General features: G+C 44.6%; 21 protein-coding genes. 15 read left to right on the top strand and 6 right to left on the bottom strand.

Translation table 11 applies throughout. The features are described from left to right. Positions 1 to 7: 7 nt before the first annotated feature. From rsxC to L1D11_RS00455, 7 genes are all read left to right on the top strand, one after another. On the top strand, positions 8 to 2,365 hold the full coding sequence (rsxC, locus tag L1D11_RS00485) for an electron transport complex subunit RsxC (RefSeq protein WP_239834172.1): 2,358 nt from the start codon (positions 8 to 10) through the stop codon (positions 2,363 to 2,365). Continuing rightward, a complete protein-coding gene (gene rsxD, locus L1D11_RS00480) occupies positions 2,365 to 3,411 on the top strand; it encodes an electron transport complex subunit RsxD (protein ID WP_239834173.1) in 1,047 nt (348 codons plus the stop codon). Before rsxC ends, rsxD begins: the two co-directional genes overlap by 1 nt. A 13-nt stretch (positions 3,412 to 3,424) precedes the next feature. After that, positions 3,425 to 4,054: an electron transport complex subunit RsxG gene (gene rsxG, locus L1D11_RS00475; protein ID WP_239834174.1), complete on the top strand. Its 630-nt coding sequence runs from the start codon at positions 3,425 to 3,427 to the stop codon at positions 4,052 to 4,054. Next, positions 4,054 to 4,746, top strand: coding sequence for an electron transport complex subunit E (locus L1D11_RS00470; protein ID WP_239834175.1), 693 nt, complete (start codon positions 4,054 to 4,056; stop codon positions 4,744 to 4,746). The genes rsxG and L1D11_RS00470 overlap by 1 nt, the downstream gene beginning before the upstream one ends. 169 nt (positions 4,747 to 4,915) lie before the next feature. Beyond that, on the top strand, positions 4,916 to 5,551 hold the full coding sequence (gene nth, locus L1D11_RS00465; protein WP_239834176.1) for an endonuclease III: 636 nt from the start codon (positions 4,916 to 4,918) through the stop codon (positions 5,549 to 5,551). A 115-nt stretch (positions 5,552 to 5,666) separates the two neighbouring features. Continuing rightward, positions 5,667 to 6,083, top strand: coding sequence for a lactoylglutathione lyase (gene gloA / locus L1D11_RS00460; protein WP_004734046.1), 417 nt, complete (start codon positions 5,667 to 5,669; stop codon positions 6,081 to 6,083). Between the two features lie 199 nt (positions 6,084 to 6,282). Then, a complete protein-coding gene (locus L1D11_RS00455) occupies positions 6,283 to 6,717 on the top strand; it encodes a DUF2753 domain-containing protein (RefSeq protein WP_239834329.1) in 435 nt (144 codons plus the stop codon). A gap of 95 nt (positions 6,718 to 6,812) precedes the next feature. On the opposite strand, the gene L1D11_RS00450 is transcribed toward L1D11_RS00455, so the two are convergent. Next, entirely contained in the window at positions 6,813 to 7,694 is an 882-nt protein-coding gene (locus L1D11_RS00450; RefSeq protein ID WP_239834328.1) for an OmpA family protein, read from the bottom strand. A gap of 188 nt (positions 7,695 to 7,882) precedes the next feature. Here L1D11_RS00450 and rnt point away from each other — a divergent pair, with 188 nt between their 5' ends. Together rnt and L1D11_RS00440 are read left to right on the top strand one after the other, a co-directional pair. Then, positions 7,883 to 8,527 carry a ribonuclease T gene (rnt, locus tag L1D11_RS00445; RefSeq protein ID WP_239834331.1) on the top strand — a complete coding sequence of 215 codons (645 nt, stop codon included), beginning with the start codon at positions 7,883 to 7,885 and terminating at the stop codon, positions 8,525 to 8,527. A 65-nt stretch (positions 8,528 to 8,592) separates the two neighbouring features. Next, positions 8,593 to 9,918, top strand: a complete 1,326-nt coding sequence (locus tag L1D11_RS00440; RefSeq protein ID WP_239834327.1) for a Na+/H+ antiporter family protein — start codon at positions 8,593 to 8,595, stop codon at positions 9,916 to 9,918. A 190-nt stretch (positions 9,919 to 10,108) separates the two neighbouring features. Here L1D11_RS00440 and L1D11_RS00435 read toward each other — a convergent pair whose 3' ends face one another. Together L1D11_RS00435 and L1D11_RS00430 are read right to left on the bottom strand one after the other, a co-directional pair. Next, positions 10,109 to 10,738 (bottom strand): DsbA family protein, encoded by a 630-nt coding sequence (locus L1D11_RS00435; RefSeq protein ID WP_239834326.1) that lies wholly within the window; start codon positions 10,736 to 10,738, stop codon positions 10,109 to 10,111. Positions 10,739 to 10,834: 96 nt separating this feature from the next. Then, complete coding sequence (locus L1D11_RS00430) at positions 10,835 to 11,173, bottom strand: Grx4 family monothiol glutaredoxin (protein ID WP_004741702.1); 339 nt, start codon at positions 11,171 to 11,173, stop codon at positions 10,835 to 10,837. A gap of 269 nt (positions 11,174 to 11,442) precedes the next feature. Here L1D11_RS00430 and sodB point away from each other — a divergent pair, with 269 nt between their 5' ends. The 3 genes from sodB to L1D11_RS00415 all read left to right on the top strand — a co-directional run bounded on the left by sodB (position 11,443) and on the right by L1D11_RS00415 (position 13,708). Next, positions 11,443 to 12,027, top strand: coding sequence for a superoxide dismutase [Fe] (gene sodB / locus L1D11_RS00425; RefSeq protein ID WP_004741703.1), 585 nt, complete (start codon positions 11,443 to 11,445; stop codon positions 12,025 to 12,027). A gap of 225 nt (positions 12,028 to 12,252) precedes the next feature. Further along, entirely contained in the window at positions 12,253 to 12,756 is a 504-nt protein-coding gene (locus tag L1D11_RS00420) for a VC2046/SO_2500 family protein (RefSeq protein ID WP_275665988.1), read from the top strand. Positions 12,757 to 13,024: 268 nt separating this feature from the next. Further along, the gene (locus L1D11_RS00415) at positions 13,025 to 13,708 is read left to right on the top strand and encodes an SDR family oxidoreductase (RefSeq protein ID WP_239834325.1); all 684 of its coding nucleotides are present in this window, start codon (positions 13,025 to 13,027) and stop codon (positions 13,706 to 13,708) included. A gap of 188 nt (positions 13,709 to 13,896) precedes the next feature. Here the strand turns inward: L1D11_RS00415 and adhE are convergent, their stop codons facing one another. Then, the gene (gene adhE / locus L1D11_RS00410) at positions 13,897 to 16,611 is read right to left on the bottom strand and encodes a bifunctional acetaldehyde-CoA/alcohol dehydrogenase (protein ID WP_239834330.1); all 2,715 of its coding nucleotides are present in this window, start codon (positions 16,609 to 16,611) and stop codon (positions 13,897 to 13,899) included. A gap of 640 nt (positions 16,612 to 17,251) precedes the next feature. Between adhE and L1D11_RS00405 the strand changes: the two genes are divergently transcribed. Further along, the gene (locus L1D11_RS00405; protein ID WP_004740682.1) at positions 17,252 to 17,890 is read left to right on the top strand and encodes a YchE family NAAT transporter; all 639 of its coding nucleotides are present in this window, start codon (positions 17,252 to 17,254) and stop codon (positions 17,888 to 17,890) included. A gap of 148 nt (positions 17,891 to 18,038) precedes the next feature. Beyond that, positions 18,039 to 18,884 carry an ion transporter gene (locus L1D11_RS00400; protein ID WP_239834750.1) on the top strand — a complete coding sequence of 282 codons (846 nt, stop codon included), beginning with the start codon at positions 18,039 to 18,041 and terminating at the stop codon, positions 18,882 to 18,884. A gap of 51 nt (positions 18,885 to 18,935) precedes the next feature. On the opposite strand, the gene L1D11_RS00395 is transcribed toward L1D11_RS00400, so the two are convergent. Together L1D11_RS00395 and asd are read right to left on the bottom strand one after the other, a co-directional pair. Then, positions 18,936 to 19,457, bottom strand: a complete 522-nt coding sequence (locus tag L1D11_RS00395) for a prepilin-type N-terminal cleavage/methylation domain-containing protein (protein WP_239834749.1) — start codon at positions 19,455 to 19,457, stop codon at positions 18,936 to 18,938. A 120-nt stretch (positions 19,458 to 19,577) separates the two neighbouring features. After that, positions 19,578 to 20,696 carry an aspartate-semialdehyde dehydrogenase gene (gene asd / locus L1D11_RS00390; RefSeq protein ID WP_239834748.1) on the bottom strand — a complete coding sequence of 373 codons (1,119 nt, stop codon included), beginning with the start codon at positions 20,694 to 20,696 and terminating at the stop codon, positions 19,578 to 19,580. Positions 20,697 to 21,195: 499 nt separating this feature from the next. Between asd and nhaC the strand changes: the two genes are divergently transcribed. Continuing rightward, positions 21,196 to 22,632 (top strand): Na+/H+ antiporter NhaC, encoded by a 1,437-nt coding sequence (gene nhaC / locus L1D11_RS00385; RefSeq protein WP_239834102.1) that lies wholly within the window; start codon positions 21,196 to 21,198, stop codon positions 22,630 to 22,632. Positions 22,633 to 22,664: the final 32 nt, after the last annotated feature.

Genomic DNA, 22,664 nt, shown 5'->3' with positions numbered 1-22,664 from the left:
GGTTAGTATGATCTCTTTAATTGAACAAATTCGCACGGGCTCTATTTGGACCTTCCCGGGCGGCGTGCACCCTGCTGAAAACAAGAAACAGTCCAATACCACTGATATCGTTCATGCAAGGCTTCCAGAAGAAATCGTCCTTCCGGTAAAACAGCACATTGGAAAACCTGGTAACTTATTAGTTGCCGCGGGTGACACCGTACTGAAAGGCCAACAACTAACGGCTTTAGATACTGGTTTTACATTGCCGGTACATGCACCTACATCAGGTGTGATTACCGCTATCGAACCAAGAACTACCGCTCACCCTTCAGGCTTAAGCGAACTCAGTGTGGTCATTAAACCTGATGGCTTAGACGCTTGGATTGAACGAAACCCCGTCGAAGACTTTTCAACGAAAACCTCAGACGAGCTGCTTGATGTGATTCGCCAAGCCGGTATCTCAGGTATGGGCGGTGCGGGATTCCCTACTGCGAAAAAGCTCCAGTCAGGCCTAGGACGTACTGATATTCTGATCGTCAATGCAGCTGAGTGTGAACCTTACATCACATCAGATGACAAGTTGCTTCAAGAGCATGCCGAAGAAGTGCTAAAAGGCATTGAGATAGTTGAACACATCCTTCAACCAAAACTGACCGTTATCGGTATTGAAGACAACAAGCCAGCGGCAATAAAAGCACTAGAGGTTGCCGCGAAAGACAAAGATATCGTCATTCGCGTGATCCCAACTAAATACCCTTCAGGTGGTGAGAAACAGCTGATTAAGATCCTCACGAATAAAGAGGTGCCTGCTGGCGGCATCCCTGCTGACATCGGTATATTAGTTCAGAACGTTGGCTCTCTCTACTCAATTAAGAGTGCAGTAATCGACGGTGAACCCGTAGTTAACCGCGTTGTGACTTTAACCGGTAAGACTTTTAAGCAACCTCGTAACGTTTGGGCACTATTAGGTACACCTGTACACGAGTTACTTGAAGAGTTTGGCTATAAAGCCGATAAAAAGCTGCCGCGTTTGATTTTGGGCGGCCCGATGATGGGCTTTACCTTGCCACATGCCAATGTGCCGATCACAAAAACATCGAACTGTATTTTAGCGCCAACACGTAGTGAAATTGCACCGAGCACTTACGAAATGGAGTGTATTCGATGCAGTGCATGTGCCGAAGCTTGTCCTGCATCACTGTTACCACAACAGTTGCAATGGCATGCAAAAGCCAATGAGCTAGACAAGTGTGAAGAACTAAATATTAAAGACTGTATTGAATGCGGGGCATGTGCATTTGTCTGCCCAAGCGAAATCCCTCTTGTTCAGTACTACCGCCAAGCAAAAGCTGAAATCAAAACTCGAAAAGATGAAGCCGCTGCTGCAGAGCGCGCCAAGATTCGCTTTGAAGAGAAGAACGCTCGTATGGAGCGTGATAAAGCCGAGCGTGAAAACCGCTTTAAGAAAGCCGCAGATAACCGCCGTAAAGATATGAAAACATCTGGCGGTGATGATGCTATTGCTGCTGCGATTGCTCGTGTTAAAGCACAAAAATCCGCCGCGGATCAGGCTCAGAATGAAGAGCCAGCTGTAAAACCTGCGGTTGCTGCAGCTATTGCGAAGGCAAAAGCGAAACAAGCTGCAGCTCTGAAGGAAAACGGCGCTGAACCAGATAACTCTGAAATGTCGAAACTGCGCGAAGAGCGTAAACGACAAGCTAGAGAGCGCAAAGCGCAACAAGCTTCAGCTGAGACTCAAGCCGAAAACTCTGGTGAAGGCAAAAAAGACGCTGTTGCAGCCGCAATAGCTCGCGCTAAAGCGAAAAAAGCTCAACAAGCTGAATCTGCTACTGACGCTCCAGCTGAAAGCTCTGGCGATGCTAAGAAAGTCGCCGTTGCTGCCGCTATCGCTCGTGCTAAAGCGAAGAAAGCGCAACAAGTTGAATCTGCTGCTGAATCTGCTGCTGAAAGCTCCGGCGACGCTAAGAAAGACGCCGTTGCTGCTGCTATCGCTCGTGCTAAGGCTAAGAAAGCACAACAAGCGCAACAGGTTGAAGCACAAGAAATCGCTCCTGAACCTGAAGCCGAAAAAGAAGCTGAAGTGGTAGCTGAGACTCAATCACAGCCAGTCGATCCTAAAAAAGCTGCTGTTGCTGCCGCTATTGCACGCGCTAAGGCGAAAAAAGTACAGCAAGCTAAACAGGTTGAAGCACAAGAAATCGCTCCTGAACCTGAAGCCGAAAAAGAAGCTGAAGTGGTAGCTGAGACTCAATCACAGCCAGTCGATCCTAAAAAAGCAGCCGTTGCTGCCGCTATTGCTCGTGCTAAAGCAAGAAAAGCACAGCAAGAGCTAGATAAAAAGAACAATGAGGAGAAAGAGTAGTGGCCTTCTTTATCGCCAGCTCACCGCACGCGCACAGTCGTAGAAGCACCCCAGATCTCATGAAATGGGTAGCTATTTGTGCATTGCCAGGTCTACTAGTTCAAACCTACTTCTTTGGATGGGGTACCCTCATCCAGTTAGTATTTGCTATTGCACTTGCTGTTATCTTTGAAGCAGCCGTAATGCTGTTAAGAAAACGTCCGCCAGTGATGGCGCTGCGTGATTACAGTGCTGTTGTAACCGCTTGGCTACTGAGTGTCGCCATTCCCCCGCACTCTCCGTGGTGGATCCTGGTCATTGGTATGTTCTTCGCTATTATTATCGCGAAACACTTATACGGCGGCCTAGGGCAGAACCCATTTAACCCTGCGATGGTCGCTTACGTCGTTTTGCTGATTTCATTCCCAGTTCAAATGACCAGTTGGAATGCACCCGCGAGCCTGACAGCAGAAGCAACAAGCTTTATTGACTCATTCTTGATGATATTCACGGGCTTCAATAACGAAGGTTTATCTCTGCAGCAAGCACGCCTTGGCATTGATGGCACCACAATGGCGACGCCACTTGATGCATTCAAAACAGCATTAACGGCAGGTAACACGGCTTCGGAAGCACTGTCTCAACCGCAATTCAGCTGGTTAGCTGGCGTAGGCTGGGAGTGGGTAAACCTTGCTTATTTAATCGGCGGTTTAGTGCTGATTAAGCAGCGTGTTATTCAGTGGTATATCCCAGTGGCTTTCATCGGCAGTCTTACTCTGTTTAGCTTGGTGTTCTTAGTGCTTACTCCTGGTGAAACTGCTTCTCCAACCATTCACCTTCTGTCTGGCGCGACTATGCTTGGTGCATTCTTTATTGCAACCGACCCAGTTTCGGCTTCAACGACAGTTAAAGGTCGCTTGGTGTTTGGTGCGCTAATTGGTGCGTTAGTGTTTATTATCCGCAGTTGGGGTGGCTTCCCCGATGGCGTGGCGTTTGCTGTATTGTTAGCCAACATGTGTGTTCCACTGATTGACTACTACACCAAGCCTCGTACATACGGCCACTAAAGGAGCGGACATCATGCTAAATGCTATTAAGAAAAACGGCCTTGTGCTCGCGATTTTTGCCTGTGCATCGACAGGTTTAGTGGCGGTAACCCACTACCTAACAAAAGATCAGATCAAACAGCAAGAACAAGCCCAGTTGTTATCTGTACTGAACCAAGTGATCCCGCACGATCTTCACGACAACAAACTGTTTTCGTCTTGTACATTAGTTCAAGCAGAAGAGCTTGGTACAGAGAAAGCGATGCCCGCTTACATCGCAAAAATCAATGGTGAGCCAAGCGCGATTGCTATCGAGGCAATTGCACCAGACGGTTATAACGGTGCGATTAAGGTGATCGTCGGTATGAAAATCGATGGTACCATTTTAGGCACTCGTGTACTTTCTCACCAAGAAACTCCAGGCTTGGGTGATAAGATTGATCTACGTGTGAGTGATTGGATTCTTTCGTTTTCCGGTAAACAAGTAACAGACTCTAATCTTGACCGTTGGAAGGTTCGTAAAGACGGTGGTGACTTCGACCAGTTTACTGGCGCGACAATTACCCCTAGAGCGGTAGTGAAATCTGTCAAACAAGCGGTCCAATACGTTAACCAAAACAACCAAGCATTGCTTGCTCAACCTCTAAATTGCGGTGGTGAATAATGAGTGATCATAAAACACTAATCAAAAATGGCATGTGGGCCAATAACCCTGCCCTAGTGCAACTTCTTGGGCTATGTCCGCTGCTCGCTGTATCGTCAACAGTCACTAACGCACTTGGGCTGGGTATTGCCACTTTGCTTGTATTAGTCGGTTCGAACGTTGCAGTTTCTCTGGTTCGTAACCACGTGCCAAAAGAAGTGCGTATTCCAGTATTTGTCATGATCATTGCGTCACTGGTAACGTGTGTTCAGCTACTGATGAATGCTTACGCGTATAGTCTGTACCTATCTCTCGGTATCTTCATCCCTCTGATCGTAACCAACTGTATCATTATTGGCCGAGCAGAAGCCTTCGCTTCGAAAAATGAAGTATTACCTGCCGCTCAAGATGGCTTCTGGATGGGGCTTGGTATGACATCAGTATTGGTGGTACTGGGCGCAATGCGTGAAATCATTGGTAATGGCACCCTATTTGATGGCGCAGATCTGCTACTAGGTGATTGGGCATCAGCTTTAAGAATTGAAATTTTCCAATTTGATAACAGCTTCTTGCTGGCTCTACTTCCACCGGGTGCCTTTATTGGTGTTGGTTTCTTGATTGCGTTGAAAAATATCATCGATCATCAAGCAAAATCGAAACAACCAAAACCAGAAAAACCTGTTATTGAGCGTGCCCGCGTGACCAACGCTTAACAACAAAAATCTGCCGAGCTGCTCAACCGACCGGCAGAAAATAGATATAACAAAAACACATAACAATGACGCTCATAAGAGCGCGTAACCGATGATACGGCCTGACTTTTCGAGTTTATTGAATACCAACTCCAAAGCTCTGCCCTAACTATTTGAAAGTAATGTCGCTATGAACAATGTAAAACGAGTACAAATACTTGAGCGTTTGAGGGAAAACAATCCAAAGCCAGAGACTGAGCTAAATTGGAGTAGCCCTTTCGAACTTCTGATTGCGGTACTTTTGTCTGCACAGGCAACTGACGTCAGCGTGAACAAGGCTACAGATAAGCTTTACCCTGTTGCTAATACCCCACAAGCGATTTTTGACCTAGGTGTCGATGGTCTGAAAGAGTACATCAAGACTATCGGTCTGTTTAATTCGAAAGCAGAAAACACCATTAAGACATGTCGCATGCTGCTTGATCTTCACAATGGTGAAGTGCCAGAAGATCGCGCAGCACTGGAAGCACTGCCTGGTGTTGGCCGTAAAACTGCCAACGTAGTATTGAACACCGCTTTCGGCTGGCCAACTATTGCCGTTGATACTCACATCTATCGTGTATCGAACCGCACTAAGCTCGCCATGGGTAAGACAGTCGATGATGTCGAAGCCAAGCTACTTAAAGTAGTTCCAAAAGAGTTCAAACTGGATGTCCACCACTGGCTCATTCTTCATGGACGCTACACTTGTGTCGCGCGTAAGCCTCGCTGTGGCAGCTGTATTATTGAAGATCTGTGCGAATACTCTCCACCAAAAGAAAACTGACGTCTAAGTTCATAAACAAGAACCACAAGCCTATTGGCTAAACAGTGTCGCAATTTTCTGGCGGCAGAAAACAGAATTACAAAAACGTAAACATAGTTAAAGCTAGGAGCAAATCATGTCAAACGGTCGTATTTTACACACCATGCTACGCGTGGGTGATCTAGATAAGTCTATCGAGTTCTACACTAACGTAATGGGTATGCAGCTGTTACGTAAGAACGAAAACAAAGAGTACGAATACACGCTAGCTTTCGTTGGCTTTGGTGACGAATCTCAAGGCGCAGTGATTGAGCTGACTTACAACTGGGGCACCACGGAATACGATCTTGGCTCTGCTTTTGGTCACGTTGCTATCGGTGTTGATGACATCTACACAACGTGTGATGCGATTAAAGCAGCTGGCGGCAACGTAACGCGTGAAGCGGGTCCGGTTAAAGGCGGCTCTACACACATTGCGTTCGTTAAAGATCCTGATGGCTACATGATTGAGCTGATTCAGAACAAACAAGCAAGCGCAGGTCTAGAAGGTTAACTCCTCAATATTTTGCGAAGCTGGGCTAGAGCGCCTGATAAAATGAACAAGGAAGCGAGCACTATGCTCGCTTCTTTTTTATGTTTCCACTCATGAACAATACTCTTCAGTAATTATTATTAACAATCTCACTGATGAAACTTTACATGATAATAATTATCATTTAAATTAATCACCTATTGATTAGTGAGGTAATACAATGATTAGCGAATGGGAAAAACACACGTTACTTGCCGATACGGCATTGCAGCTCGACGATCCTGTACGAAGTATTCTTCATTATCAGCAGGCTTTGAACTTAAGTGAAGAAATTACGGAACGTACCGATATTCAAGCCGATGAACGCCTATTGATCTCGGTAATTTCTTGCCACAACCTTGCTCAATTCTGGCGTTGGGCTGGCGATACTGAATACGAGCTTAAATATCTTCAATTAGCTTCCGAAAAGGTACTCACACTAATCCCTCAATGCCCTAATACTCAGTGTTCAAGCTTTATCGATTCTATTGGTTGCTGTAAGAAAGCGCTGATCGATTTCATGAAACGCCACCCAAACCCTAAAATTGCCTCGATGGTGGAAAAGATCGATACCGCGACCAACTGTGAAATAATCGCTAGCTTCCGCTTGAACTAAACGAGCTCCGTTTAGACCACGACTCCAAATTTAAAATACAAAAAAGCCCGTCATCAAGACGGGCTTTATCATTCCAAAACGAGCTATTGTTTATCTTAAACCTGTGTGCGACCTAAAGAGATCACAACGCGTCGGTTCTTATCTTTACCAATTGGCGAGTTATTGTCGGCAATTGGACGACGCTTGCCATAACCTTGTACTTGAATACGGTCTTCTGGCAAGCCAAGAGATTTAAAGTACTCTCTTAACGAGTCTGCTCTGCGCTCTGACAGGTTTTGGCTAATCCCTTTGCTGTCGACAGAATCGGTGTACGTTGCCACCAGCACAAGGTCGATGTCTTGATTGTAGCGAACGTAATCCGCAATCTGACTCAGCCTTTTGCGCGACGCCTTGTTCAACTGATCGCTGTTGCGGTCGTAGTGTAAAATAGTGAAAGAGATATCTTCAAAGCTGTAAGGCAGCAGGTTAGCAACACAATCACTGAACACATTGTATTTTTCTTGGAACAACACCGATGACAATGACACTTCAATACGCTGATCTCGACTCTGCCACTCTTGATAGCTGAATGTCGGGTAACGTCCTTTTTCCAGCTCACTCAAGATACCCCAAGCGGTTTGACCACCAACATAGCCATCAAATTGTTGGAAGAACTTAATGGTTGTCATACGATCGGCACTTTCACCTGGGCGCCAAGGTGGCGGCATAGAGATTAAGCTGACATTGCGTGTCGCACCCATTGGGCGGCGCATTTTAAGCTCAAAGTCCAAAATGATTTTCTTACTCGCGCGAGATGAAAACTCAGCATCACCAAAGTTTGGGATTGGGTGAACCAAGCGACATTCTAATGGCGTATTGGCCACCATCTCCCATGTCGATTGTTGAGGAGATGCTCCGTAACGCTTTTCTTGTGCCATAACTGATGACGACACAAGTAGCGAAAATAGCATTGAACCTGTTATGAGTTGTTTCTTCATAAAGTGGAGTATCTCTTAAGCAATTCGTTTAACAATGCAGCCAATTGCCGCATTTTTCTCTCGTGTTTAAATATGCAATTATCAAGCCGTAATGGGTTAGGTAATTTATGATTTATTGCCCTTCCCTAGTTTTTATCACTGCTATTATCTGCAATAATGCAGCCTTAATCACACTTATTTGGGCTAACATGACTGTAGAAAACGAAGCTCTGACCCTAAAAAAACGCTTTCGCGGCTATTTCCCAGTGGTCATCGACGTGGAAACCGCAGGGTTTAACGCTGAAACCGATGCATTATTAGAAATCTGTGCCATTACATTAAAAATGGATGAGAACGGAGATCTGCACCCTGCATCAACGCTTCATTTTCACATTGAGCCTTTTGAAGGCGCAAATATAGAGCAGGCAGCATTAGACTTTAACGGAATTAAAGACCCATTTAGCCCATTACGTGGTGCTGTGTCGGAACAAGAAGCCCTTAAAGAAATCTACAAGCTAGTGAGAAAAGAACAAAAAGCTTTAGATTGCAGTCGCGCAATCATGGTTGCTCACAACGCTACATTCGATTTGAACTTCGTTAATGCGGCAAGTGAGCGCTGTAAGCTTAAACGCGTCCCTTTCCATCCATTTGCTACTTTTGACACTGCAGCTCTTAGTGGTCTTGCCTACGGTCAAACCGTTTTGGCTAAAGCTTGCCGCACTGCAGGGATGGAATTTGACAACAAAGAAGCACACTCTGCTTTGTATGATACGCAAAAAACCACAGAGTTGTTTTGCGGCATTGTAAACAAATGGAAAGCCCTTGGTGGTTGGCCTCTTGTTGACGAAGAATAAAAAATAGAGTCGGTAAACGCTCACTCGTATTACCTTCATAAAAAACACAACATCCCGAGAATAATATGAATCCTGTTGTAATTTCAGTTTGCATCATGCTTGTTTTAGCTTTGATGCGCGTAAACGTAGTCGTTGCTCTAACGTTCAGCGCAATTATCGGTGGCGTAGCCTCTGGTATGGCCTTGAACGACGCAGTCGCGGCTTTCGAAAGTGGATTAGGCGGCGGTGCAACTATCGCACTTAGCTACGCTATGCTTGGTACATTCGCTGTTGCTATCTCTCGCTCTGGTATCACAGATCTTCTTGCTCAAAGCGTCATTAAGCGCATTCACGGCAAAGAGAACAGTGCAGCATCGATTGGTCTTAAATACGGCATCCTTGCTTCTTTGATCTTAGTGACCATGTCTTCGCAAAACGTGATTCCGGTACATATCGCCTTCATCCCAATCTTAATCCCACCTCTATTAGGCGTATTCGCAAAAATGAACCTAGACCGTCGTCTGGTTGCATGTGTGCTGACTTTTGGTCTGATTACGCCATACATGGTATTACCAATCGGTTTTGGTGGCATCTTCCTAAACAACATCCTACTTAAGAACCTTCACGACAACGGTCTTGAAAGTGTAGTGGCGAGCCAAGTTCCAATGGCAATGCTACTACCAGCTGCAGGTATGCTCTTTGGCCTTCTAACGGCAGTGTTCTTCACTTACCGTAAGCCTCGCCAATACAAAGAAACGTCTCACACGGTTGTTTCAACTGAAGCGAAGCAGATCAACAAGAAACACATCCTAGTAGCAGCGGCAGGTATTGTTGCAGCACTAACGGTTCAGCTATCGACTGGTTCAATGATCATCGGTGCACTTGCTGGTTTTATGGTATTCACTTTCGGTGGCGTAATTGCTTGGAAAGAGACACAAGATGTCTTCACGAAAGGTGTACACATGATGGCAATGATCGGTTTCATCATGATTGCCGCGGCAGGTTTCGCAGCAGTAATGAAGCAAACTGGTGGCGTTGAATCTTTGGTTGAAGCACTTTCAACAAGCATCGGTGACAACAAGCCTCTAGCTGCACTACTTATGCTAGTGGTTGGTCTATTGGTAACTATGGGTATCGGTTCTTCGTTCTCTACGATTCCAATCCTTGCAACTATCTACGTTCCACTAGCGGCAGCATTTGGTTTCTCTCCAATGGCAACTATTGCTCTAGTTGGTACAGCAGCAGCGCTTGGTGATGCTGGTTCTCCGGCTTCTGACTCAACGTTAGGTCCAACGTCTGGTCTTAATGCAGATGGACAGCATGAGCACGTATGGGAAACCGTTTTACCGACATTCCTACACTACAACATCCCACTGATCGTATTCGGTTGGATTGCAGCTATGGTTCTGTAGCTTGTAGCTAGGTTCTATAGTCAGAATCAATTTTCAAAACTTAAAAAGACCGCGAGTGCGGTCTTTTTTGTATCCGGTATTTCTCCCGCCAGGCTACATATAAAAACCTTACGGTATAACAAAAGAAAAGGCTTACTCTTACGAGCAAGCCTTTGAAGTAGTTTTGAATCATACGATTCAGTCTCGTCAATTAAGCACTAGGAGCACTCTTTACTAGAACTTCTCTAATCGACTTAAGTGTCGTTTCTGATGAGTGGTAATCCAGCTCAACTTCAGTGAAGATACCGTCAACTTCAAGCATTAGGGTTGGGTAAGAATACACGCCCATCGCGTGTTTGAAGCTCAGTTGATCTTCTAGCTCACCCTCAAGTAGCTTACCAGCAAGATCGTTCTCGAATTGCTGAACATTCATGCCTAGCTCTTCAGCCAATTGCTTATGTGTCTCTTCGCTGTGCGGCAGCATTGCACGCAAGTAGTATGCGTGTTGAATCGCTTCAAGCATCTGCTCATAGTGATCTTGGAAACCCGCAGCAATAACAGCACGACACGCAGGGTAAGTGCTGCGAACCGGTTGGCACTCAGTCCAAAATTCATGATTGAACTCTGTTCCTAATTTGGCTTCGATCTGCTTCCAGATAGCTTGCAACTTGCCCTTCATCTCTTCTGACATTGGTTCATCAGAATCCGGAGCCAAGCCACCAACTACGTAGTTGAACTCAATGCTCGCAGGCAATTGTTGTTTTAGTAACTCCAGTGTTGGTTTGTATCCCCAGCACCAGCTGCACATCGGGTCATGTACATAATGAAGTTTTACGTTCATTGTTCGTTCCTTATCGAGTCGACTCTCAATCAATTCCAACAAAAAAGGAGCCTAATTAAGGCCCCTCATTTTACTGTTCAGCGAAAAAGCTAGAACTTACTCAGCGTCATCGCCAGCAACTTTCGCTGCTGCTTCTTTGATGATTGGCTGAAGTTCGCCTTTTTGGAACATCTCAAGAATGATGTCACAACCACCGATTAGCTCACCTTCAACCCAAAGCTGTGGGAAAGTTGGCCATTGTGCGTAAGCTGGCAGCTCTGCACGGATATCAGGGTTTTGTAGAATATCTACGTAAGCAAATTTTTCGCCACATGCCATTAGAGCTTGAGACGCTTGAGAAGAGAAACCACAGCTAGGTAGCTTAGGAGAACCTTTCATGTACAGTAGAATAGTGTTTTCTTCAATTTGCTGTTTGATTTTATCGATAGTTTCCATTGCTTCCTCGTTAATGGATTACGGCTTTTATTGCCTTTATTCTACCCCAAACCAAAAGAATAAAAACCACATAAAAAAAGCGGTTAACAAGCTAGACTAACAATTCACATAAAAGTGATGAAATATGCTTTTAATAAAGTAAAAACTTGCTAAACTAGAAACCAAGTCAGCAAATTGACCATGGTTGGCAGCATAGCGAGCCATGAATAATAATATCACTGGAAGCAATCGAAAGAGTTAACTCTTTCATATCAATGGAGAATTGAGCAATGGCATTTGAACTACCAGCTCTTCCTTACGCGAAAGACGCGCTAGAACCACACATCTCAGCAGAAACGCTAGATTTCCACCACGGTAAGCACCATAACACTTATGTTGTTAAGCTAAATGGTCTTATCCCAGGTACTGAGTTTGAAGGCAAAACACTAGAAGAGATCATCAAGACTTCTACTGGTGGTGTTTTCAATAACGCTGCTCAAATCTGGAACCACACGTTCTACTGGCACTGTCTAGCACCTCAAGCAGGCGGCGAACCAACTGGCGCTGTTGCAGAAGCTATCAACGCTGCATTCGGTTCTTTCGAAGAATTCAAAGCAAAATTCACTGATTCAGCAATCAACAACTTCGGTTCTTCTTGGACTTGGTTAGTTAAGAAAGCTGACGGTTCTCTAGACATCGTTAACACTTCTAACGCTGCTACTCCTCTAACAGAAGAAGGTGTTACTCCACTTCTAACTGTTGACCTATGGGAACACGCTTACTACATCGATTTCCGTAATGTTCGTCCTGACTACATGGCTGCATTCTGGAACCTAGTAAACTGGTCTTTCGTAGAAGAGAACCTAGCTAAGTAATCTATTACTTAAGCTGCGCTATTTTTAGCGAGTTACCTATTAAAAGCTCATGCCTAGGCGTGAGCTTTTTTGTATCTGAAGCATCAGTAACTTGAATATAAAGCCGCTAACTCAGTGTTTTTCAGCGTCACTTACCCACCCTAAATAAATTCCCTACTTACCTGTAATTAAAGACTAAAGTTTGCCGACTCGATGCCGTTAAAGGTGTATCAAATGAGAGGCATCATGCAAGTACATACTTTAGATAAAGCAGGAATCATCAACGAACTGAAGTTCGGCATCGGGATCAGCCAAGCGGTTGAGCAAGGTCGCCGTGCAGATTTCGCGTTGCTGTTATCTATGTTTTCTAATGATGTTCGAGATTGCACGCCCATCGACACAATTGAAGTTACAGAGACAACGGAAGATCGCCTACGTAAACAGTTTGGTGTAGCCGAGCCACAACAACTGCGTTCAAACCAATCGTCTTATGAGATTTCAGCACAACAGTCTAATCACTTTCACCAATCAAGCTTGGTGAGCGCTAAACTCTGTCATTACTTAAAACCTGAAGCTCTGGCGTTTATGCCCGAAGACACTGGTGACTTGCCTGAAGAGGTTTATCAAAACCTTTCAGGTCACGACCGTCGTAAGCTAGCCAACAAAAACCACCCAGATCTTCCGTCAGCGACGCTTTACAATGAGTTATCTACTGCTCAGCGTAAATATCAAATTCAGGCTCAGGTATAGCTTCAGTCTCACTTTATTTCTGTATCTCTATCTGCTTTGTTCAATTCGCGCTATTCGAAAGATTCACGAGAGTTATATGAACCACCAGCCTTAGGCACCCTTCAATCAACACATGTCGATTACTACTTGAAGTTACTACAAAATGTGACCTGCCACTAAGTTCATAAAAAGTTATCAATTCACATACCTTAGTTTGAACCAATTCACACCCATTGTATGAATTTTGACCCATCCTTACCCGACACGGACGATTTGCTTAGGTACTGGGATGGAAATAAAAAGCTCAATCATATTGGTAACATCTGCTGGCTCGCGCCTAGGAGGGACGATAGCGAACCACTTTGTAAACCTTGGAGCCACAGTCATCCTCTGTGATAACGACACGGAAGCCCTTCAAGCGACGTATCTACAATGTGCCCGCTTTTCTGACTCGGTTTACCCCTACACACTCACTGGCAATGACAACCAAGCGATTCTCAGCGTATACGATTTTATTCAAACCACCTTCAACACCACACCGGATGTGCTAGTCAATAACTGGATAAGCTCCCCGATGCCTAGCCTAATTGGCGATCAGCCTGTGAGTAGCTTTATTGATGATCTCTCATCGATGGCATCGACCCTTTTCGCATTTGGACAAATCAGCGCAGAGAGATTGAGAGAGGAAGATAAGGAAGGCGTGATTGTAAATGTGATATCTCACGATGACTTTCATGATGTATCCGGCTTAGAGAGCGCGAACTCAATGATCACCGGCTTTACCCATAGTTGGGCGAAAGAACTAACTCAATTTGGTATTCGAGTCGGTGGCGTAGTACCCGCAATACATAATTCCGATGGCAAGCTCAACCGATGTCACTGGGCGCAACTGCAAGATGAGCTGACCAGAACAACGGAATACATTGTCTCTAATGATTACTTTAGTGGACGGGTTGTGGCTGCTGAGGTTTAGTCCTCCTCTACTTCAAGTAAATACACGCAATTCATTTTGAATTAAGTCGTATAAGTTTAGCCTTTCAAAATCCGTAGAATAGCCAGCTAACATAAAAAAGCCCCAGTCTCTCGACTGGGGCTTTCATCTTTTCCCGATAGATAAGTATCGTGCTAGCGAAAACTTATCTCAAAACTAATGCTTACTTATTATGCGTTAGCTTTTTCTTTTTTAGCTTTTGACGCTGCTTCTGCTTTCGCTTCAGCTGGTTTTTGGTCAGATTTCTTAAGGATAACTGTAGTACCTTCGAAAGTTTCACCTTCAACAAATGCTTTACCGTAGTAAGACGCTAGTAGCACTTCTTTCAGCTCAGTGATTAGAGGGTAACGTGGGTTAGCACCTGTACACTGGTCATCGAACGCTTCTACAGCTAGCCCTTCTAGCTTAGCGATGAAGTCTGCTTCAGATACACCAGCCGCTTGGATAGACGTTGGGATATCTAGGTTCAGTTTCAACTCTTCTAACCATGCTAGTAGACGTTCAATCTTCTGAGCAGTACGGTCACCTTCTTGGCTTAGGCCTAGGTGGTCAGCTACTTCAGCGTAACGACGACGTGCTTGTGGGCGGTCGTATTGAGAGAACGCAGTTTGCTTAGTTGGGTTATCGTTCGCGTTGTAACGTACAACGTTAGAGATTAGTAGTGCGTTCGCCAGACCGTGTGGTAGGTGGAACTCAGCACCAATTTTATGCGCCATAGAGTGACAAACACCTAGGAATGCGTTCGCGAATGCTACACCAGCGATAGTCGCTGCGTTGTGTACTTTCTCACGAGCGATTGGGTCGTTTGCACCGTTCGCGTAGCTTGATGGTAGGTACTCTTTAAGCATCTTAAGTGCTTGTAGAGCTTGACCATCAGAGTATTCGTTAGCAAGAACAGATACGTAAGCTTCAAGAGCGTGAGTTACTGCATCGTAACCACCAAATGCTGTTAGAGACTTAGGCATGTTCATTACTAGGTTAGCATCAACGATAGCCATGTTTGGCGTGATTTCGTAGTCAGCTAGTGGGTACTTAGCACCAGTCTTGTCGTCAGTAACAACCGCGAATGGAGTAACTTCTGAACCCGTACCTGAAGTTGTAGTGATACATACAAGCTCAGCTTTCTTACCCATTTTAGGGAACTTGTAGATACGTTTACGGATATCCATAAAGCGCATTGCTAGTTCTTCGAAGTGAGTTTCTGGGTGCTCGTACATAACCCACATGATCTTCGCAGCATCCATTGGTGAACCACCACCTAGAGCTAGGATTACGTCAGGTTGGAAGCTCTTCATTGCTTCTGCACCTTTCTCAACAACAGATAGTGTTGGATCCGCTTCTACGTCGAAGAAAGTTTGAACTTCAATGCCTTGTGCTTTAAGCAGGCTGACTACGTCATCAGCGTAACCGTTGTTGAATAGGAAACGGTCAGTTACTAGGAATGCGCGTTTCTTACCTTCTAGGTCGCTCATTGCGATTGGAAGGCTACCACGACGGAAGTAGATAGACTTAGGTAGTTTGTGCCACAACATGTTTTCAGCTCGCTTCGCTACAGTTTTCTTGTTGATAAGGTGCTTAGGACCTACGTTCTCAGAGATAGAATTACCACCCCATGAACCACAACCTAGAGTTAGAGAAGGTGCAACGTTGAAGTTGTACAGGTCACCGATACCACCGTGAGTAGTCGGGATGTTAATTAGGATACGAGCAGTCTTCATCTTGTCACCGAAGTAACGGATGCGGTCTGCGTTAGTATCTTGGTTAGTGTAAAGACCAGATGTGTGACCGATACCACCGATTTCAACCATAGTTACCGCTTGAGCAACAGCGTCTTCGAAGTCGTCTGCGCGGAATAGACCTAGAGTTGGAGACAGTTTCTCGTGAGCGAACTCGTCATCGTAAGAAACTTTACCAAGACCTTCACCTACAAGTACTTTTGTATCAGCAGGAACTTTAACGCCCGCCATTTCAGCGATTGCTGGTGCAGGTTGACCTACGATTTTCGCGTTTAGGTTGCCATCGATAAGAAGTACTTTACGTACTTTGTCAGCGTCAGCTTTAGATAGAACGTGAGCTTTGTGAGAAGCGAAACGCTCTTTAACTTCTTCATATACATCGCTAACAACGATTGCAGCTTGCTCAGAAGCACATACAACGCCGTTATCGAATGTTTTAGACATTAGGATAGATGCTACAGCACGTTTGATATCAGCTGTTTCATCGATAACTACAGGTACGTTACCAGCACCAACACCGATTGCAGGCTTACCAGAAGAGTATGCAGCTTTAACCATGCCTGGACCACCAGTAGCAAGGATAAGTGCGATACCGTCGTGCTTCATAAGCGCGTTAGAAAGCTCTACAGATGGTTGGTCGATCCAACCGATGATGTCTTTTGGAGCACCCGCTGCTACCGCTGCGTCTAGAACCAGCTTCGCTGCGTCGTTAGTAGAGTTCTTTGCACGTGGGTGTGGCGAGAAGATGATGCCGTTACGTGTTTTAAGAGAGATTAGAGATTTGAAGATTGCTGTAGAAGTTGGGTTCGTTGTTGGAACGATACCACAGATGATACCTACAGGCTCAGCGATAGTCATTGTGCCTAGGTTGTCATCTTCTTCTAAGACGCCACATGTTTTTTCGTCTTTGTATTTGTTGTAGATAAATTCAGAGGCAAAGTGGTTCTTGATAACTTTATCTTCAACAATACCCATTCCAGATTCAGCAACTGCTTGTTGTGCTAGTGGGATACGAGCGTGGTTCGCTGCAAGGGAAGCTGCGCGGAAAATAGCATCAACTTTCTCTTGAGAGAATGTTGCAAACTCTTCTTGTGCTGCTTTAACGCGAGCTACTAGAGCATCAAGTTCCGCTAAGTTAGTTACAGGCATGGTGGATCTCCTAAAATAATAAATATTAAAAACTTTTTATTAAATTCGCTGCTTGCCTTAAACCCTTTAAAACAGCGTTCTTAGTAAATTGCTTTCAGGGCTGAGTATATTATTTCAGTGTGTGAAAAAAATTGACCCAGATCAGTTACCCAAAAAGAATTACCCAATTAGTGGTAAGGCAAGCGCAAAAACAAACATAAACCAATGATTTATATGAATTTAAATCACACCTTACTATCGAGCAAAAAACAAGCAATCAGATAATTATTTTCTACTTCGTGTAATAAACTGTAAAAAAGTTTCATTTTTAATCAGTTCACTTACATGTATACGGCTAAAACTGTGCTACTGAGAGTATATCCATACCGTTGCAACGAGCTAGAAACTGTCATAATTTTTATTAAAAGCGTGCGTGAGATAACATTACGTTCAAATCAGGTCACAACACTAAACATGAGAAAACATTTTATAACAATGATATTACAGACATGACACTCAATTAGTTTTTCTAAAAACTAACCCCATGTTCAGGTTAGTTTTTTTCATTCGCTCTCATTGAATTTGTCTCTTACATTACGCACTCTGACCGAGGTCAGATCAAACCCACTATCCTACTTTACGTTACTTGGAGATCGCTCCCATGCAAGGTTTAGAACTCGCAATCTTTATGCAATTCTTCCTTGGGCTTGTTGCAGCCGTAAACCCAATCGGTATCATGCCTGTGTTTGTTTCTCTTACTGCCCACATGCCGCCAGAGGAGAGAAACCGGACAGCGTTTCAGGCCAATATCGCCGTTGCTGTTATATTGATTGTGTCGCTAGTTGCGGGTCAGTTGCTCCTCGACATGTTTAGCATTTCACTAGATTCATTCCGTGTCGCGGGTGGACTGCTATTGCTGAGCATCGCGTTTTCGATGATGAGCGGTAAGTTAGGTGAAGATAAGCAGAATAAGCAGGAAAAGTCTGAGTACATCAGTAAAGAACAAATAGGTGTTGTTCCTTTAGCTATGCCTTTAATGGCGGGCCCAGGTGCGATAAGTTCGACCATTGTCTATGGATCGCGTTACCCAGCGGCAATCGATACTATCGGTATTGGTATCAGCATTATTGCGTTCGCAACTTGCTCTTGGCTTCTGTTCCGTTCAGCGCCTGTTATCGTGCGCTTTTTAGGTCAAACCGGGATTAACGTTATCACCCGTATCATGGGCTTGATTCTTGGTGCACTTGGCATCGAGTTCATTGCGAATGGCTTGCGTAACCTATTCCCAGGATTAGCATAACCACAAACAGCACATAGTCGCTTAACTGCAGCTATTTAATGTGGAACACATCTGAGGCGAGTAAAGCAATTTGGCTTTCACTCGCCTCGTTATTATGAAGCTTGTATAATGACGGTTAACGCATTTAATAGAAGACGAACCTCCCCTTATGTCACGCAAGCCACTCAAGCATCATTTGTACGTTATCATTTTTGGTACCCATACACCTGCCGGACGTGCGTTTGATATATCACTGATCATTGCAATCTTGGCTTCGCTTCTGGTTCTTATTCTAGAGTCCATTCCAAATGTGATGACAGAGTGGTCTCAAGAACTTCGTTACATCGAGTACACTTTCACCGCCCTATTCACTATCGAATATCTATTAAGGCTCTATTGTTCTCCAAAACCGAAATCTTACGCCACCAGCTTTTATGGCATTGTTGATCTGTTAGCGATTCTACCTACTTACCTAGCGATCTTCTTCCCAGGAGCTTCGTTTATGGGCGTTGTGAGATTGCTGCGTGTCATGCGTATCTTCCGAATTCTGAAGTTGGTTCGCTATCTACAAGATTCAAATATCCTGTTGCGTTCGCTATTGATGGCAAGACGAAAGATTCTGATCTTCTTTAGCACAGTCGGCATCTTGGTTGTTATCTTTGGCGCTTTGATATTCGTGATTGAAGGGCCAGAAAACGGATTCACCAGTATTCCTCACAGTATCTACTGGGCAATCGTCACCATCACCACCGTTGGCTACGGGGATATGGTGCCGCAAACAGCGATTGGTAAGGCTATCGCATCTCTCACAATGTTACTGGGTTACTCTATCCTTGCGGTACCTACCGGGATAATTACCGCCGAGCTAAGTAGTGAAATGAACTCTCACAAGGAGTTAGTCAAATGTCCGAACTGCAACCTTTCAGGACACGACCCTGACGCCATCTACTGTAAGCACTGTGCCAGTGAATTAGCCGACCCTGACAAACGTGTCGTGTCCGACAAGGCAGAATAGAAACAAAAAAAGAGCTCCTAAAGAGCTCTTTTTTATTATTTCATTTAGCTGTTAACAACCGTCGGTAAACACTTCAACCTGATAGTCATCGTTCGCTTCCATCGCAGCCGTATATTTCACGTAGCACTGCGTATTCTCAATAGCGGTATTAAAGTCATTGGGAGGAACATCCGACAAATATTCCGATCGGGTAATCAGCCATAAGTCAGGGTCACTCACAGGCCCATTATTATGCGCAGCCCATGTCCACTCTTTAGTTAGGTCATGAAACCCAGAGTCAATCGCTAAAAAGTTTTCCATCCCGCCTTTTTCAACCGCGGGGTAACCAAACTTCACACGCCCATACTCTGGTATTAAATAAGACTCTTGGCCTTCCAGTCCCTCAACGGCTGCTTTTTCGAATGCTAAATCAGCAGCGGTGTGAACTGATGCTCCTAGCCCTTCGATAACTGAAGCCCTAGCGTCATGTTGCATGTTTAAAAACCTAGGCGCCGCGACAACCGCTAAAACACCAATAATGACGATAACAACAACCAACTCGATAAGAGTAAAACCTTTCAGGTTCGATTTCATTTTCTAGCTCCAACTTTAAGACGTACGAAATGTAAGGTTTTAAAGTCAGGCCTTTGTCATTAGATACAAAAAAAGCGCCGTCAGGCGCTTCTTCTTTATTTATTCTCAGAAATGAGGCAGTTACGCTTTCTCAGCTAGGATAATACGCAGAGTACGACGTAGTGGCTCTGCAGCACCCCAAAGCAGTTGGTCACCAACTGTGAATGCATTTAGGAAGTCGTTACCCATAGACATCTTACGCAGACGACCCACAGGTACAGACATTGTGCCTGTTACTTTCGCTGGTGTTAGCTCTTGCGCTGTAATATCACGATCGTTAGGAATCACTTTAACCCAATCGTTGTGCGTCGCGATGATCTCTTCAATCTCGTCCATTGGCACATCTTGCTTAAGCTTAATCGTTAGTGCTTGAGCGTGACAACGCATTGCACCGATTCGAACACAAGTACCATCAATAGGAATTGGCTGACCGTCTAGACCAAGGATCTTGTTCGCTTCAACACCCGCTTTCCACTCTTCTTTGCTCTGGCCGTTTTCACACTTCACATCGATCCAAGGAATCAGTGAGCCTGCAAGTGGAGCACCGAATTGATCTGTAGGGAATGAAGATGAACGAATAGTATCTGCCACTTTCTTATCAATATCAAGAATAGAGCTTGAAGGGTTAGCGAGCTCAGAACTGACGCTGTCGTTGATTACACCCATTTGTGAGATCAGCTCACGCATGTTTTTCGCACCCGCACCAGAAGCCGCTTGGTAAGTCATCGCGCTCATCCACTCGACCATACCTTTCTCATATAGGCCACCTAGCGCCATAAGCATTAAGCTCACTGTACAGTTACCGCCAACGAAAGTATTTGTTCCGCTGTGAATGCCTTGCTGGATTTGAGCCAAGTTAACTGGGTCAAGAGTAATGATTGAATCAGCGTCCATACGTAAAGTAGACGCAGCATCAATCCAGTAACCTTTCCAACCCGCTTGACGTAGCACTGGGTAAACTTTTGATGTGTAATCACCACCTTGACAAGTAATAACCGCATCAAGCAGCTTTAAGCTATCAATATCAAAAGCGTTTTGAAGTAGACCCGCATCTTTACCACCTAGAACAGGGGCAGGAATACCAATCTGAGATGTACTGTAATAAACAGGCTCAATCAGGTCGAAGTCTTTCTCTTCAACCATACGTTGCATCAGTACAGAACCCACCATACCGCGCCAACCAACTAGACCTACTCTCATCTCTCACTCTCCATGTATAAATTAAAAATTGCTCTCCCCCATCTATAAGTTTTTCAGAAACAGAACTCAAGCGCTTTTTGTCAAAAAGTGTAACTTTTTCGTTTCTTTTAAGTGAACGCGATGAATCGCAAAGTTATCTCAATACAGAGATTCAGTCCTCACTATATCGATAGAAAAATCAACCCTGTTAAATTCAGCCATTTATCACGCTAAAACTAACAATCAAACCCCGAACACAAACAGTAATTACCTCTATTAAACCAAGGTTAATTGGTGTTTTATTTTACAAAATGGAAACAACGTGCAACAGAATAAAACATGTAATAACCATTAATTTAACAAAAATTCAGGTCATGAAACCATATTTAGCTCGATATGCAGTCAAATATCACAACTTATACGTATTTTTTCGATATAATAATCTAATTAATGTAGTGTCCCTTTCGTACCCCACAATATAATGAAGCACTATAAATGCTCGAAATCACAAGAGGCTTTTATGAAGCAGAGTAAAACTCGCCTACCGAACCTGATGCAAGTATTCATCGCGTTAGGACTATTTCTATCCCTTGCTTTTTCCTTTACAGCAAAGCTTGACCTTCCAATCCAACTCGCCTTGTACATTGGTTGGTTCATTATCATGGTGCTTGGTATTCGTCTTGGACACCAATACAAAGACTTAGAAAAAGCAGCACTCAAAGGAATATCTAACGGCTTAGGCGCGGTTTTAATACTTTTAGCCGTTGGCGCTCTTGTTGGTACTTGGATCTCTGGCGGGATCGTACCGACCATCATTTACTATGGTCTAAAAGCTATCCACCCTTCTATCTTCCTTTTGGCGACCATGATCATCTGTTCTCTAACGGCGTTGGCTACTGGTACTTCTTGGGGGGCTGCTGGTACAGCGGGTATTGCGATGATGGGTATTGGCCAAGGCCTAGGTGTCCCTGCACCAATTACGGCAGGTGCAGTACTGTCAGGTTGTTACTTCGGTGACAAAATGTCTCCACTTTCCGATTCAGTAATTTTGGCTTCTTCTATGTCTAACGTAGAAGTGGTTGAACACATCAAAGGAATGCTGCCTGTAGCATTAATCAGCTACGTAATTACCGGCATTATGTTTACTGCGTTTGGTTTCCACTACGCGGGCAACGTTGACATGAGCCAAGTAGACTCTGTAATCAAAGCAATGGAAGTTCAGTTCTACATCACGCCTTACTCATTCGTTCCGGTACTTATCGTGCTTGGTTTGTTGGCTTTCCGTATGCCTTCATTCCCAGTAATCAGCTTTGGTTCTCTGCTTGGTATTATCTGGGCAGTCATGATCCAAGATATCGACTTCCTAACGGCATTCAACACTGCTTGGGCACCGTTCTCAATCTCATCTGGCGTAGAGTTTATTGATTCGATTCTTAACCGTGGAGGTATGTCTTCCATGCTTGGTTCGGTTGCTGTTATCGTATTTGGTCTAGGTTTTGGTGGCTTACTAGATAAAGTGGGCGTACTAGAGACAATAGCTAAAGTGTTTGAGCGCCGCGTGAACAGCGCCGGCTCACTAGCGACTAGCACCATTGGTACGGCTTTCATGGGTAACGTATTCGGTTCTGCAATGTACGTATCGTTAATCCTTACGCCAAAAATCTGTGCGAAAAACTACGACCGTCTAGGTTATAAGCGTAAGAACTTATCTCGTAACGCTGAGTTCGGCGGTACGTTGACATCAGGTATGGTGCCTTGGAGTGACAACGGTATCTACATGGCGAGTATCCTAGGCGTTGCAACGCTGTCGTACGCACCATTCATGTGGCTAAGCTTCATCTGTATCATCGTAACTATCGTGACCTCTTACATGGGTTGGTTCGTTGATAAGTGTGAACCAACAGCACCAGCCGTTGAAGCGGAAGAAGCGGCAGAGCTGACTAAACAACAAGCCTAGTCTCCATCACTCTAAGACTGAGAACGTAAACA

The organism is Vibrio sp. Isolate32, from assembly GCF_022397955.1.
In the GTDB taxonomy this organism is placed as follows: domain Bacteria; phylum Pseudomonadota; class Gammaproteobacteria; order Enterobacterales; family Vibrionaceae; genus Vibrio.
The sequence above is the reverse complement of the archived record's forward strand: the minus strand, read 5'-3'. Positions and strand labels throughout refer to the sequence as shown.

What these genes read in the sequence shown, in the direction of transcription:
- L1D11_RS00450 (WP_239834328.1), bottom strand. Translation starts at nt 7,694, where the DNA reads ATGAAGAAACAACTCATAACAGGTTCAATGCTATTTTCGCTACTTGTG.
- rnt (WP_239834331.1), top strand. Translation starts at nt 7,883, where the DNA reads ATGACTGTAGAAAACGAAGCTCTGACCCTAAAAAAACGCTTTCGCGGC.
- sodB (WP_004741703.1), top strand. Translation starts at nt 11,443, where the DNA reads ATGGCATTTGAACTACCAGCTCTTCCTTACGCGAAAGACGCGCTAGAA.
- asd (WP_239834748.1), bottom strand. Translation starts at nt 20,696, where the DNA reads ATGAGAGTAGGTCTAGTTGGTTGGCGCGGTATGGTGGGTTCTGTACTG.
- L1D11_RS00455 (WP_239834329.1), top strand. Translation starts at nt 6,283, where the DNA reads ATGATTAGCGAATGGGAAAAACACACGTTACTTGCCGATACGGCATTG.
- L1D11_RS00470 (WP_239834175.1), top strand. Translation starts at nt 4,054, where the DNA reads ATGAGTGATCATAAAACACTAATCAAAAATGGCATGTGGGCCAATAAC.
- rsxG (WP_239834174.1), top strand. Translation starts at nt 3,425, where the DNA reads ATGCTAAATGCTATTAAGAAAAACGGCCTTGTGCTCGCGATTTTTGCC.
- rsxC (WP_239834172.1), top strand. Translation starts at nt 8, where the DNA reads ATGATCTCTTTAATTGAACAAATTCGCACGGGCTCTATTTGGACCTTC.
- L1D11_RS00435 (WP_239834326.1), bottom strand. Translation starts at nt 10,738, where the DNA reads ATGAACGTAAAACTTCATTATGTACATGACCCGATGTGCAGCTGGTGC.
- gloA (WP_004734046.1), top strand. Translation starts at nt 5,667, where the DNA reads ATGTCAAACGGTCGTATTTTACACACCATGCTACGCGTGGGTGATCTA.
- L1D11_RS00420 (WP_275665988.1), top strand. Translation starts at nt 12,253, where the DNA reads ATGCAAGTACATACTTTAGATAAAGCAGGAATCATCAACGAACTGAAG.
- L1D11_RS00430 (WP_004741702.1), bottom strand. Translation starts at nt 11,173, where the DNA reads ATGGAAACTATCGATAAAATCAAACAGCAAATTGAAGAAAACACTATT.
- L1D11_RS00415 (WP_239834325.1), top strand. Translation starts at nt 13,025, where the DNA reads ATGGAAATAAAAAGCTCAATCATATTGGTAACATCTGCTGGCTCGCGC.
- nhaC (WP_239834102.1), top strand. Translation starts at nt 21,196, where the DNA reads ATGAAGCAGAGTAAAACTCGCCTACCGAACCTGATGCAAGTATTCATC.
- L1D11_RS00395 (WP_239834749.1), bottom strand. Translation starts at nt 19,457, where the DNA reads ATGAAATCGAACCTGAAAGGTTTTACTCTTATCGAGTTGGTTGTTGTT.
- L1D11_RS00400 (WP_239834750.1), top strand. Translation starts at nt 18,039, where the DNA reads ATGTCACGCAAGCCACTCAAGCATCATTTGTACGTTATCATTTTTGGT.
- adhE (WP_239834330.1), bottom strand. Translation starts at nt 16,611, where the DNA reads ATGCCTGTAACTAACTTAGCGGAACTTGATGCTCTAGTAGCTCGCGTT.
- L1D11_RS00440 (WP_239834327.1), top strand. Translation starts at nt 8,593, where the DNA reads ATGAATCCTGTTGTAATTTCAGTTTGCATCATGCTTGTTTTAGCTTTG.
- L1D11_RS00405 (WP_004740682.1), top strand. Translation starts at nt 17,252, where the DNA reads ATGCAAGGTTTAGAACTCGCAATCTTTATGCAATTCTTCCTTGGGCTT.
- nth (WP_239834176.1), top strand. Translation starts at nt 4,916, where the DNA reads ATGAACAATGTAAAACGAGTACAAATACTTGAGCGTTTGAGGGAAAAC.